The following is a 13,307-nucleotide window of genomic DNA, read 5'->3' on the forward strand; positions in this document are numbered from 1 at the left end:
GGAGCGGGCGGAATATATTGGGGTAAAACCGATCGAGGAAGGTGTTTGGAAATGGCGGTATCGAAAGATTCCTTCGTGCAGGGATTCGTGCCGGAGCATAACCACGGGTCCGTCGATTACACATCGGTCGCGGACGGCCACGTCCATCAATGCCTTGACGTCACGTCTCCGGCAATCCCGACGCCGGACGGCTCCCATATCCACTATACGGAAGGCTTCGTCGTCTTCGAGAACGGCCACAAGCATGCCTATAAAGCCTACTCGGGACCGGCCATTCCCGTCGGCAACGGCATGCACGTGCACTACTATGATTTCTACACGACGACGGACGACGGGCACCGCCATCGCGTCCAAGGGGTGGATATGCCGGCTCCCGGAACGAAGTAGAGGTTATTCGGAAGCCGATTGCCGCTTCAGAAATTCCCGGACGGACGGATCGGCGGCGAGACCGATCGCCAGGCTGTAGGCCTCTCGGGCTTCCTGCAGGCGTCCCAACCGTTTCAGCAAATGGCCGGCCGTCGCCCAATACGGCTGATACCCCCGAACCGCTTCCCGCGGGAGCGCCCCCAGCAGGGCCCAACCCTGTTCGGCTCCGCGGGCTTCGGCGACGGCGGCGGCTTGTCCGACCCGGACGCCGACGGTCGGGGCGAAACGCGCCAATCCCTCGTACAACAGCGCGATCTCCTCCCATTCCGTGCGGCCGGTGACCGCGCGCTGCGCGTGCACGGATTGGATCGCCGCCTCCAATTGGAATCTCCCGAGGCGTCCCGTCCGGGCCGCCTGACGCAAGCAGCGTTCCGCTTCTTCCATCATCGTCCTCGACCATAACGCCGTATTCTGCTCCAGGATCGGCACGTATTCGCCCCGCTCGTTGCGGCGGGCCGGGCGGCGCGCTTCGCCGTGCAGCATGAGCGACAGCAGGCCGGCCGCTTCGGGCTCGCCGGGCATCGCCGCGACGATCAGACGGCACAGGAAGATCGCTTCTTCGGCCAACCCCCTGCGCCGGGCATCTGCCCCCGCCGTCTCCTCCCATCCGCTGCCGTATGCCGCGTAGATCGCTTCTAACACCGAACTCAGCCGTACGGGCAGCTCCGTTTCGTCCGGCAAGTCGAAGCTGAGGCGCTGCTCCCGGATTTTCGCTTTCGCGCGGCTGAGCCGCTGCCCCATCGCGGCGGGTTTCACGAGAAAAACCGAAGCGATCCGTTCCGCGTTCACCCCCAGCACCGTCTGCAGCATGAGAGGCGTACGCGAGGCCGGATCGATCTCCGGATGGGCGCACAGAAACAGCATGTTCAACCGTTCGTCCGGGAACGATTTGCCCTTCGAAGACCAATGCCGGGCCTCCTGGGACAACGCAACCAGATCCGGAACGGCTCCGGCGGCAATGCGGGTATGTCGGGCCCGATCGACAAGCCGGCGGCTGGCCGCGGTCAGCAGCCAGGATTCCGGCTTGGCCGGAATGCCTTGGCGAGGCCAAGTTTCCAGCGCGGCGAGCAGCGCGTCGCCCATCGCGTCCTCCGCGGCCGCCAAATCCCGCCACCTGGCGGCAAGATACGCCACCAACCGCCCGTAGGATTCCCGGGCGGTTCTTTCCACTTCGGAGTATGCGTCGATCGTTTCCATGTTCACTTCATCGGCGGCAGGTTTTGCCGAACCTCCACGGCACAGGACGGGCCGCGGGAAGCCCATTCCAGCGCCGTATCGACGTCCGGCACGTCGATGACGAAAACGCCGCCGAGCTGTTCCTTCGTCTCGATGACGGGACCGTCCTGCGCCACCAGTTCCCCGTCTTTCCGTTTCAAGGAAGCCGCGGTCTCCGGCGGAAACAAGCCGAACCCACCCACCACGACGCCGGACTCGCGCAGCGCTTTCACGTAATGGGACCACCCGGCCAAATAATCCTGCTGTTTCTCCGGGTCTTTCCGGTTGGCGAATTCCTCCGGCGATTCGTAGAACAGAAGCGTGAATTGCATGAGATCTCTCCCTTTCTTACCTGCGAATTTGGAGTGATGGACGTTTCACTCGGCCTATAGACGAATGAGAAGAGACGATTTCGACAAACGCCGCTAAATTTTCAAGATGAGAATCAGAAGCGCCGCGAGGGCCGCGACGCCGGCGCTGATCCCGAACGCGGCCGCCGAGCCGAGCGTCTGCCAGGCGAACCCGGCCCAGATGCTGGCCGGCAGCGCCGCAATGCCGGTGCAGGCGTTGAACGTCCCCATCGCCGCCCCTCTGCGGCCCTCCGGGACCAGATCGGCGATATACGCTTTCTGGATCCCGTCCGTGAAGGCGTAATACAGCCCGTACAACACGAACAGAATCCAAATCCATGCGACCGTGTCGGCCATTCCGAATCCGAAATAAATCGCGGCGAACAGGAAAAGGCCCGTGATGAGCACCGGCCGCCTGCCGATGCGGTCCGACAGCGCCCCCACCGGCATGGAGGAAACGCTGCTGACCAGATTGAACGCGAAATACGCCAGCGGGATCAAGGCGGGTTTCATCCCGACCTGCTGGGCTTGCAGCGCCAAGAACGCATCGGAAAAGTTGGCGGCCGTGAACAGGGAGAACACCAACGTGAACATGACGAAACGCCGGTCCCATTGCCGGATTCCGATTCGCTGGACTCCCCGTGAGGCTCCCCCGATAACGCGGTCACGCGGCGATCGGCTTCCCCTGTCTTTCAGAAATACGACCAGCAGGATCATCGCGAGCCCTCCGGGCACCGCGGACAACCAGAACACCAGCCGGTAATTCCCCTCCGCGAAAGCCAGCACGCCGAACGCGCACAACGGGCCGAGCGCGGCGCCCAGCGCGTCCATCGCCCTGCGGAAACCGAACGCTTTGCCTCTCTCTTCCTCAGAAGCGGAATCGGCGATGAGCGCATCCCTCGGCGAGACGCGGATTCCTTTGCCGAATCGATCGGCGAAGCGAATGAGCAGCACCTGGGTCCAGGTACCGCTGATCGCGAAGAAAGGCTTGACCAAGTTCGAGAGCCCGTAACCGATGCCCATGAACAGCTTCCGCTTGCCCAGCCGGTCGGTCAACAGGCCGGAATACAGCTTGAGCAGACTCGCGACGCTCTCCCCCACGCCTTCGACGATACCGACTTCCGCGACCTGCAAATGCAGTACGGTGGTCATATACAGCGGCAAGATCGGCATGATCATTTGACCCGACAAATCCGTAAACAAGCTGACCCAGCCCATGATCCATATCGCGGAGGGCATTCGCCCGCCCTTGAGCCGATGCATGCTGCGTTTCACGCTCCTGCCGTATCCGATCCGCGACGTTCGGACTTCGGATTTCCTTGCCGCAGCCAGACGATTGATTTTCCGATTACCCGACTCGCTTTGACAAACGCCCGACGGCGCAATCCCATTATACGACGTTTTTTCCAATTCGCATAAAACGCCCGCAAGCGCGTCGCAAGCTCGCATACGATGGGAAAGGATATCCGGATACCGATAAACGTGACGTTAACCGTTCCGTTTTTTCCGTTTGCGTAAACCGGCCCCCCAAGTAACCGCGATACCCAGGGAAATCGCCGCGAGAACGATCAACAGGATCCCGCCGATCACGGGAATATTGGTCGAAGCAGCCAGTAGGAATGCGCCCGCCGCCGTCTGGGTCCATTCCGCTCTGCCGAACATGCCTTGAATTTGTTCCCCCAGCAGCTGGCTCATCACGGTTAGCCCGGCCGCCATGGACGCCAGCGCCAGCGCGGCAATGACCAGGATGAGCGGGATGCCGACGACCGTAAACAGAAGCAGCAGGCAAACCGCGAACAGGATCACGCCGGCCAGCAAGCCGATGAGCAGCAGCCGGCCCCAAGATGCGGTTCGGTAGCGATCCGTAAACGCCGCGGCCTTCCGCGAGGCCAGCGAACGGATCAGGAGCGGGACCAATACCATGAGAAGCGTGCCCGCCAGCTGCAAAGCCGCGATACCGGCGACCATACCTCCACCAATCAGCAAGCTGTTCAGCGTGGCATTATCGAATGAAATCGTCAGGATATCGTCGTCAAGCTCCGCGCCCGTATCTTGCCGAAGCTGTCCTCCGACCAACAGAACGAAGCCGTGAACATGGGCCGTCGAACGGATTCGGAGATCGCCGTTGAACACGACGACCGAACCTTCGACCGTTCCGGCGATATCGGCGTCTCCCCCGATCGCGACGACGTCCCTTACCGTTTGGTTCTCCGGGACGAGGGCGCCGTGATGCCCGAATACGTTTTGGGCGGATACCGCGGCGGGCAGGAAGAGCAATCCGATCCAGACAAGCAGTATCATCCCCGGAATCTTTCTCATGCGGCTTCCTCCTAAAATAGGGAGTTTGGCGTAGGCAAGCTCTCCCCGCTACTCGGTTTCCGATCGAAGCAACCGCCGCAGGGAAATCCCGGACAGGAAAATCAGGATCAGCGCCAAGCCGACCGCCCATGCGTACAGAGACGGAGATGAACCGATCCCATCCGAAACCAAATACGCCGCGGCAATTGAAATTTTGTACGCCGATTTCCACAGAATCCATACCAGGCCGCCGAACAACTGCCAGACCATGGCCAAACATACGGCGTCCGCCAAGGCGAGCGCCAACGCGGAGCGAAACCAAGCACGCGGCGGGAGTTTTCGCCCGATCGCTTGGCGAACGGATTGCTCCAGCTCTGGAGGCGGCTCGATCGCTCCGTAGAAAGAGGCGGTTAACGCCTGGATCTCCGCTAACTCCCGCAGCGTTTCCGCGCAGGATTCGCAGCTCTCCAGGTGATCGCGGACCTGTATTCGGGTCTTCTCGTCGATCTCGTCATCCAAGTAGGCGGACAACCACTCCACGGGATGTTCCATCATGCCTCACCCTTCTTCCATTCATTGCGCAGCGCCAGCCGAGCCGCGTTCAGGCGGGATTTCACGGTACCGAGCGGAATCCTCAGGAAGTCCGCGATTTCCTCGTAGCGGTAACCCTGAACGTCGTGCAAAAGGACTACCTGCCGATGCTCGGCGCTCAACGATTCCATCGCTTCGGTCAAAGCCGTTCGCCATTCGGCGTTCCGGTCGGTCTTGTCGGCGGTTTCCGACGGAACGTCTCTGACCGCTTGGCGTTCCTTTTTGCGCCGATTCAAGCGATCCACGCACGCATGGTTCGCGATTTTCATGATCCAGGAAGCGAAAGCGTAATCGGACCCCAGCCCGGACAAGGAGCGATAAGCTTTGATAAACGTTTCCTGGGCGGCATCCTCCGCTTCCTGCCGGTCGCCGAGCATTCCGTACGCGTATCGGAAGACGGGGCCTTGAAAACGGCGCACGAGCTCCGTGAACGCATCCGGGTTTCCGCGCCTCGCTTCCATGACGTAACCGTGCAACTCCTCGTCCATGGCCGATCAGTCCTTTTTGAATCCGCGCATCATCCGGAACGCTTCGAGCAGCATCACGTTCAAGCTGAGCCACACCCCGCCGAATGCATAACCGGCCGTTACGTCGCTGGGATACTCTTCGTTCGAGTAGACCCGGCTGATGCCGAGAATCAGGCAGACGATCACGACGGCCGATACGGCGGCAAACCGGAAAAAAAAGTTGCCATAATGGCGAAACAGCAGATAAGCCGCGAAACCGTAAATCGCAAGAGCCAACATCGTATGGTCGCTCGGAAACGTCGGGCCGTAAGCCGCTCCCGCCGGACCGATCCGGTGAAACGAGTACCGAAGCGCCGCATTCAGCGCCCAACCGCCCGCCGCCATGAATACCAAATGAAGCAGCTCCAGTCGTCTGTCCTGCCCTCTCAAAGCGATCCATAGGCCGGTTGCCGCAATGACGGGCGCAAAGTAGACGGCCGTTCCGAACGCCGAGATCCGAATCGCGGGTTCGGTCCAACCCGAAGCGAAGATCTGATGGACGATATAGACCGTGATGTCATCGAACGAACCGAATTCTTGCGCGAGGAAATCCTGCACGACGCCGATGAGCCACGAGAAGAAAGCCACGAAAACGGCGAATGCGGATACGACGATCAGCCTCACCCTGCCCAGCGACCGGTATCGGGCCACCCCCAGGTTCAAAAGACGGACCAGTCCGGTTTTCAGCGTCTCTCTCTTCTTGCGATACAAGTATACCGTTAAATAGGCGAGCAGCGTGAACAAACCCGTGAGCAGCATATACCGGTTGACGGTATGGTGGTATTTCTCCCATTCCGGCCCGAGCAACCGGCCGAGCGAAATAAAAAGACTGACCCACAGGAAAGCGCCGGGAAACGCGAAGCCGACGTACTTGCGATACGGCAGCCGGGTGATGCCCGAGAACAAGCCGGTCAGATGGCGGACGCCGGGAATGAAATACGCGACCAGCAGCAGCTTGTTGCCGTATCGTCCGTACCAGCGGGAGACGCTGTTCAGCTTCTCCGGTCCGAAGTGGAACCGGGATCCGTATTTTTCGAAGAAAGGCTTGCCGAGCCGATAGCCGATCCCATAGGAGATCGTCATTCCGATGCAGGAACCGATGCCGGCCACCAGAATGCTGAGCAGCCAATCCAGTTGGCCCTGGTATACGATGAGTCCGGCATAGGTCATGATGAACTCCCCGGGGAGCGGCAGCGCGATCAGCTCCAGCATCAAGGCGAGGAATAGAACCCAATACCCGTATTGCTCCAGCAAATGGGTAAATAATCCCGTGAAATCGAAGACGTTCATCTCCTCGCCCCTTCTCATCTCTTTATATCGACAAACGTTGCTCCGTCTTCATGCTTTTGCCGTGCATCCATTCATAGAGCATCGGGATAACGGCGAAGCTGTTCAGCGTAGAGGTCACCATGCCTCCGATGACCACGATCCCGAGCACTTGGGAGACGACCGTGTCCGAGCTGCGGGAAAGCGCGAGCGGCAGCAAGGTTAGGACAGTCGTTCCGGCGGTCATGAAGATCGGCCTCACCCTCGACAAGGCTCCCTGGAACACGGCTTCGCGCAGGTCCATCCCTTCCCTGCGATTGCGCTCGATTTTGTCGATCATGACGATCCCGTTCGTCACGACGATGCCGGTCAACATCAGCGCTCCGGCGAGCGCGGCCAGGTTCCACTGTCCCCTGTCCGCGTACAAGGCAAGCACGACGCCCGATAATGCCATCGGGATGCTGAGAAGGACGGCCAGCGGTGCCTTCCAGCCTTTGAACAGGAAGCTGACGATGAGCAGCACGAGTACGATGGACACGAGAATGGCGATCGTCATTTCCATGGCCATCTCCCCGACCTGCTGCGTGATGCCTCCCGTGGTATACGTCACTCCGGCCGGCAACACGAGGCCTTTCAAAGTGTTTTGCACCGTTCTGGCCACCCCGCTGACGTCGCCGGAGGTGATTTGGGCGGTGACTACGGCATAAGGCTGCCCGTCCCGCTCTTGAATCGCGGTCACGGCGTCGCTCGTGCGGATCGCGGCCAGCTGGTCGAATCGATAAACCGCGCCGCTTGTTCCCGTAAAGGTTTCGGCGCCCAGCGATGCCATCAGCCGTTCGGGGGCATAGACCGGCACTTCGCCGCCGCCCTGCGGGCCGGACCCCGCATTGTCCAAATAGACATCGACCGGAATCGGCCCTGCTGCAGCCGGGACCTCGAAATCCTTCGCCTTGGCCAAGTACCGGTTCAGCACTTGGTTCAAATCCGCTTCGGAGACGCCTGCGCTCCGAACTTTGTCCGCGTCGATCACGATATCGTATTTCGGGTTTCCGTTCGTCAAATCCGCTTTCCCGTCTACGCTCAGCCCCCGGATGCCGGACAGGCCGGTGCGTACCGTCCGGGCCGCGTCGTCCAGCGTACGGGCATCCGCTCCGCTCAGCATGATTTTCATTTGCGAATCGTCGCCGGCGATATTTTGGTTCGTCACCGTGATCACGGCGATTTTCGAAACAGCCGGCAAAGCGCTTTGCATGGAGCTAATAAAAGAATTCGCTTCTTTCTCGTTTTTTAACTCCACCGACAGGTTGGCCACGTTCGCTTTCTGGATATACCCGCCCCCTTGATCGAACACGTCGTCCGCCTGAGGCGTGAACGAGGAGCCGAACGTCGAGGAGAACGAAGCGACCCGCGGATCGCTTCGAAGCACGGCTTCCACCTTGCGGACTTCCCGGTCCACGACCGGCAGCGGACTGCCTTGCGGCAGTTCTAATTTGATCGCGGCCTGCCCCGTCGCCGAAGCCGGCAGCAAATTGAACGGTAACCGCGTCGCGAATCCTGCGGCGGCGAGGAACACGATCAGGGAAATCGCGGCCGCCGTCTTCTTGTGCCGAAGCGCGGCGGACAGCAACGGCTTCATGACGGGCTCCAGCGTGACCGTCTTGCCTTTCGGTTCTCTCCAACCCCTATACGCCAACGTCGGAATGACGAGCATCGCCGTCAGGAAGGAGACGGCGAGCGCAATGACGACGGACCAAGCGAATCCGGAATACGAAGCCCCGACGATTCCGCCGACCAAGGCAATCGGCGCATAGACGGCAATCGTCGTGGCTGTCGATCCGAGAATGGCCGGAAGCATTTCCGCAGCGGAAGAAGCGAGTACCCGCAGCCGAGGCTCGCCTGTCCGCTCTTGCACTCTCCGGTACATATTGTCCATGATGACGATGGCATCGTCCACGATGCGTCCCATGGCGACGATCAAGCCGGACACGGTCAAAATGTTCAGCGAGACGCCCATCGATTTTAGGACGGCCGTAGCGGCCAGCAAGGAGATCGGCAAAGATACGGCGATCAGCAAGGTAGAACGGACGTCCCGGAAGAAGAACAGCACGCACAGCATGGAGAACAGGCAGCCCAAGATCCCTTCGCGAACGAGACCGAGCAGCGAAGCGTTCAACTCAAACGCCCGGTCCAGCAGAAGGTTCATGGAGACGTCTCCGTTTTCGACGGCCGAGAGGCCGGCCACGCGGTCCTTCACTTGACGGGCTACGGTCGTGATGTTGGCGGACGGCGATTTGACGACTTGGATCAGCACGCTCGCTTTTCCGTCCGTCCGGGCGACCGTTTTGACGTCATTCAGCGACTTCCCGAGATCCGCGACCGCCGTTAGCGGCACGCTGTCCCCTTTCGAATTCCGGATCGGCAAGCTTTTCAATCGTTCTTCGCTCGAATCCCATCCGACGATCCGGATCGGCAAGGAAGCTTTCACGTTCGCGGCATAGCCTTGAAGGACGGGAAGCGACGCCGCGACGGATTTGTTGAAATCGTCCACGGTCAAGCCGTATTTCGCCAGATCCGGATTGCGGAGCGTAACGACGTACCCGCTCTTCGCTCCCCCAACGGTCTGGACGTCGGAGACGCCGGGCACGCTTTTCAATTGCCGGACGATCTCCGCCTGAACCGTGGATTGCAAGGCGACATCGTCGACTCGGTTGCCGTTCGATGTCAAACTGTAACTTAAGATGGGAAAAGAGCTGCTGGTCAGGCGCGTAACCGAAGGCGGATTGACGCCCGTCGGCAAGCCCGCTTCGGAGACCGCTTGCTTGATTTGGTTCTCCGCTTTGGCCATATCGAAGTCCATCGGGTAATACAGGTTCATCAGCAGCCCGCCGTCGTACGACGTCGTCTCGATGTCGGCGATTCCGTCCGTCGCGCGGATCGCGTCTTCGAGAGGCGCCGCGACGTCCCTTTGAATTTGGTCCGCCTGCAGGGACGAGGCCCGCAACGAAACCATGAGCGTCGTATTGTCGATGCCGGGGAGATAGTCTCGCTTCATTTGGACGGCGGCGTAAACGCCCCAAGCCAGGATCATGACCAAAATGACGATGAGGACGGCGGCTCGCTGCATGACGGTTTCGATCCATTTGTTCATGTTCGGATGCCCCTTTGATCTTTGGATAGTCGAAAGGACAACGCGGAACTCCGAAAAGTTCATCCGCCGAAAAAAATATTTCGAAAAAACGAAAACGCCGGAACCCGTTCCCGGCGTTTTGCTGTCTAACCATGATCCCGTATGTCCCAAATCAAGGAGCGGTCGACGTCCTTGATGCCGCATTTGCCGGAGATCGCGAGTTGCAATTCCGTCTCGGCCAATAGATTCGAAAGCACCTGCTCCACCCCGGCCTGTCCGGCGACAGCCAATCCGTAAATATAGGGCCGGCCGATCTGCACGGCATGCGCCCCGAGGGCGATCGCTTTCAGGATATCCGCGCCGCGGCGGAATCCCCCGTCGATGAGCAGCGGGACTTTCCCGTTCACCGCTTCCGCCACTTCCGGCAACGCCTCGATCGTGCCGATGGCTCCGTCGAGCTGACGGCCGCCGTGATTGGAGACGACGATCCCGTCGGCCCCGTGCTCCATGGCCAGCAGCGCATCGGCCGGATGGGTGATGCCCTTGAGCAGCAGCGGCAGCTTTGTCCATTCCCGGATTTTCCGGAACTGCTTCCACGTCAGCAGCGTGTTGTTCCCTTCATCCAGCGCCTTCTCTACCGCCGCTTTCAAATTTTCCTCGGGCGGCTCCTTCAATTGCGCGCGAAATACCGGGTCCGTGAAATAATTGGCCATTCCGTGTCCTTCCAGAAACGGCAAGTACGCGTTCCGCAGGTCCGTCTCGCGCCAACCGAGCAGCGTCGAATCGACGGTCATGACGATCGCGGAGTACCCCGCCGCTTCTGCCCGGCGAATGAAGCTTTGGCTCAGTTCTTCGTTTTTCGGCGGGTACAGTTGAAACCATCGCAGGGCGTCCCCCATGATATCCGCGATACGTTCCATATCCGTGCTGGCCACGTTGCTGAGCACATAGGGGACGCCCAGCTTCGCCGCGGCTTTGGCAACGGCTTTCTCCGCCTCCGGATGGAAAATGGAGTTGACTCCGATCGGAGCCAGCAAGAAAGGAACTTCGATCCGCTTGCCGAACAACTCGACGCCGAGATCCCTTTCGGAGACGTCGCAGCAAATCCGGGGACGAATGCGGTATCGCCGGAACCCGTCGCGATTCGCTTGCATCGTTTCCCCCGAGCCGGCTCCCCCGTGTACGTACCCGAAAGGTCCCGCGGCAAGCTTTTCCCTCGCCTTCTGTTCCCATTCCTCGAAAGACAGCGGGAAAACCGGGCCGGATCCGTAACCGCCTCGGTACAAAGCCATTTGGATTTCTTCGCCGTGCTTCAAATCGCTGATCACCTTCCGTTCCTCCGCCGAACGGCCCTTATTATGGCTGACGGAAACCCGCTTTATGCCGGAACGCGCAGGCGTGCGGCAGCCGGGTGAAACCGTCGGCCGTATCCGGTATAAAATCGGAAGGGACGTGACAGCTTACGGGAAGTTTCCAATCCAACGGACGGGCGGAGATCACCATGGGCGGCACCTCGACCCGCAATCGCAATCCGCGGCGCCGGACGCAACCGCTGTCTTGGCGGCAGCTGTCGTTGCTCGGCGTCGCTTCCACGATCGGAACCGGCTATTTCCTGGGTTCGGGCATCGCCATCCGTATGGCGGGGCCTTCCGTTCTGCTCTCCTTCTTATGGGCGGCATTAGGCGCTTATCTGGTCTTCGTCGCCCTCTCGCGCATGACCGCCGCGGAGCCGCTCGAGGGTTCGTTTCGCGCATATTCGAAAAAAGCGTTCGGTCCATGGGCCGGTTTTTTGAGCGGATGGGTGTACGGAATGTCCGAACTGCTCATCTCCGGCAGCCAAATGACGGCCCTGTCCTTGTTCGCGCGTTTTTGGTTTCCCGGAGTGCCGCTTTGGATGTTCGCTTCCGGGTTCGCGGCGCTCGGCATGTTCACGGTATGGCTCGGAACACGCGGATTCGAGCGGGTGGAGCATACGCTCGCGGTGCTGAAGCTGGCCGCCATCCTTCTGTTCATCGCTTTGGCCGCGGCGGCTTTGCTTCGCTGGTTTCCGGGCGGTCCTTCGCCGCGAAGCTTGGGCCGCAGCTATTTCCCTCCGTTCCCCGAAGGGTTTCCGGGCTGGTGGTCCTCTTTGCTGTTCGCCTTTTACGCCTTCGGGGGCATCGAGGTCATGGGCCTGATGGCGTTGCGTTTGAAAAATCCGGAAGAGGCTCCGAAGTCCGGGAACGTGATGCTGCTCTCTCTCGCCTTGTTATACGCGGCCTCCCTGCTGCTTGCGCTGCGGATGGTGCCCTGGCAGATACTGAATGCCCGAAAAAGCCCGTTCATCATCGCTTTGGAGCCCTTGGACCTGCCCTTCATCCCCCATCTGTTCAACGGAGTGTTGATCGCCGCGGGCTTCTCGACCATGACCGCATCCTTGTTCGCGGTAACGAACATGCTGGCCGTGCTGGCCAAAGACCGGGACGCTCCTCCCATCTTCGCGCGCCAATACAAGGGCAGGCCGTATCCCGCCCTCGCGTTTACCACGCTTGCCGTAGGCGGCTCCATTGCCCTCTCGCTCCTGTTGCCGGGACGCGTCTACGAATCTTTCACCGCGGCGGCAGGGCTCATGCTGCTGTATAACTGGATGTTCATCTTGGCTTCGTCCTTAAAGCTCGTCCGCTGGCGGGGCTTTCGAAGAGGGATGCCGTATGCCGGCATGGCGCTGATCGCGGGGGCGATCGCCGGAACGTCCGTCCATGCGGCCAGCCGCCCCGGATTGTGGATCAGCATGGGGTATCTCGTCTTCCTCGCGGCGTTCGCCGCGATCGTGATCCGGCTGCGAAAACGCCGTGCGGGCAGCCGTTCAGGCGATGAGAAGCCGGATGGCGTGAATCCCGAAATACCCTCCGAAGCCGAGCAAAGAAACGCCGGATACGATCGATACCGCCGTAAGCAGCCGTTCGGAGAGCAGCTTCCGGAATACGCCGGCGAGCGCCGCCATGGAGATATCCCAAATAACGATACCGAGGATAATGCCCCCGCTGTGCTTGAGGAGATCCCCGAGATTGGACTCCAAGGACGATTCGGCGATGACGGCTCCGTAGATGCCCAGCCAGAACAAAATGGACAGCGGGCTTGACGCCGACATCAGGAAGCCGGTCCAAAACGTGCTCCACTTGGTTGCGGCAACGCCTTCCGCGTCCGGTTTCATCCCTCTGACGCCTTTCAGGCTCTCGAGGCCGGTATAGATCATGACGAATCCGCCGAACAGCCACAGGAACGTTTTCAGAAACGGTTGGCTAATGAAGTGCACCACGCCAAGGAAGACGAGCGTCATGTAGAGCAAATCCGCCGCCATCGCTCCAAGTCCGACCAGCCAGGCGTGCAAAAATCCGTTTTTGATCCCCTTGTCGATCTGGGCGGCGTTCACCGGACCGATCGGAGCGGAGATCGACAATCCCAGTAAAATCGATCTGAACAGCGATTCCATCGTTTCGCGCAACCCCTTTGTCCTATGTGTATTCGGACAAACCGGTTCGTACGACA

General features: G+C 60.3%; 11 protein-coding genes and 1 pseudogene. 2 read left to right on the plus strand and 10 right to left on the minus strand.

The genetic code is table 11. The annotated features are described in order from the left end of the window. Positions 1-51: 51 nt before the first annotated feature. A complete protein-coding gene (locus tag PTZ19_RS03050) occupies positions 52-387 on the plus strand; it encodes a YmaF family protein (protein WP_276352307.1) in 336 nt (111 codons plus the stop codon). A gap of 3 nt (positions 388-390) precedes the next feature. Here the strand turns inward: PTZ19_RS03050 and PTZ19_RS03055 are convergent, their stop codons facing one another. The 9 genes from PTZ19_RS03055 to PTZ19_RS03095 all read right to left on the minus strand — a co-directional run bounded on the left by PTZ19_RS03055 (position 391) and on the right by PTZ19_RS03095 (position 11,107). Then, positions 391-1,623, minus strand: coding sequence for an RNA polymerase sigma factor (locus PTZ19_RS03055; RefSeq protein WP_276352308.1), 1,233 nt, complete (start codon positions 1,621-1,623; stop codon positions 391-393). A 2-nt stretch (positions 1,624-1,625) separates the two neighbouring features. After that, entirely contained in the window at positions 1,626-1,973 is a 348-nt protein-coding gene (locus PTZ19_RS03060; RefSeq protein ID WP_276352309.1) for a YciI family protein, read from the minus strand. Positions 1,974-2,066: 93 nt separating this feature from the next. Beyond that, positions 2,067-3,266, minus strand: coding sequence for an MFS transporter (locus PTZ19_RS03065; RefSeq protein ID WP_276352310.1), 1,200 nt, complete (start codon positions 3,264-3,266; stop codon positions 2,067-2,069). Positions 3,267-3,479: 213 nt separating this feature from the next. Next, entirely contained in the window at positions 3,480-4,310 is an 831-nt protein-coding gene (locus PTZ19_RS03070) for a hypothetical protein (protein ID WP_276352311.1), read from the minus strand. 48 nt (positions 4,311-4,358) lie between these two features. Then, positions 4,359-4,844 carry an anti-sigma factor family protein gene (locus PTZ19_RS03075; RefSeq protein WP_276352312.1) on the minus strand — a complete coding sequence of 162 codons (486 nt, stop codon included), beginning with the start codon at positions 4,842-4,844 and terminating at the stop codon, positions 4,359-4,361. Beyond that, positions 4,841-5,368, minus strand: a complete 528-nt coding sequence (locus PTZ19_RS03080) for an RNA polymerase sigma factor (RefSeq protein WP_276352313.1) — start codon at positions 5,366-5,368, stop codon at positions 4,841-4,843. The genes PTZ19_RS03075 and PTZ19_RS03080 overlap by 4 nt, the downstream gene beginning before the upstream one ends. A 6-nt stretch (positions 5,369-5,374) precedes the next feature. After that, positions 5,375-6,676, minus strand: coding sequence for a bifunctional DedA family/phosphatase PAP2 family protein (locus PTZ19_RS03085; protein ID WP_276352314.1), 1,302 nt, complete (start codon positions 6,674-6,676; stop codon positions 5,375-5,377). A 22-nt stretch (positions 6,677-6,698) separates the two neighbouring features. After that, positions 6,699-9,800 (minus strand): efflux RND transporter permease subunit, encoded by a 3,102-nt coding sequence (locus PTZ19_RS03090; protein WP_276352315.1) that lies wholly within the window; start codon positions 9,798-9,800, stop codon positions 6,699-6,701. Positions 9,801-9,925: 125 nt separating this feature from the next. Then, complete coding sequence (locus tag PTZ19_RS03095; RefSeq protein ID WP_276352316.1) at positions 9,926-11,107, minus strand: alpha-hydroxy-acid oxidizing protein; 1,182 nt, start codon at positions 11,105-11,107, stop codon at positions 9,926-9,928. 173 nt (positions 11,108-11,280) lie between these two features. Here PTZ19_RS03095 and PTZ19_RS03100 point away from each other — a divergent pair. Further along, a pseudogene (locus tag PTZ19_RS03100) lies at positions 11,281-12,438 on the plus strand (GerAB/ArcD/ProY family transporter); the annotation flags it as partial. 186 nt (positions 12,439-12,624) lie between these two features. Here PTZ19_RS03100 and PTZ19_RS03105 read toward each other — a convergent pair. After that, positions 12,625-13,251 carry a LysE family transporter gene (locus tag PTZ19_RS03105; RefSeq protein WP_276352317.1) on the minus strand — a complete coding sequence of 209 codons (627 nt, stop codon included), beginning with the start codon at positions 13,249-13,251 and terminating at the stop codon, positions 12,625-12,627. Positions 13,252-13,307 lie beyond the last annotated feature (56 nt).

The organism is Cohnella caldifontis, assembly GCF_029360585.1.
Lineage (GTDB): Bacteria > Bacillota > Bacilli > Paenibacillales > Paenibacillaceae > Cohnella > Cohnella caldifontis.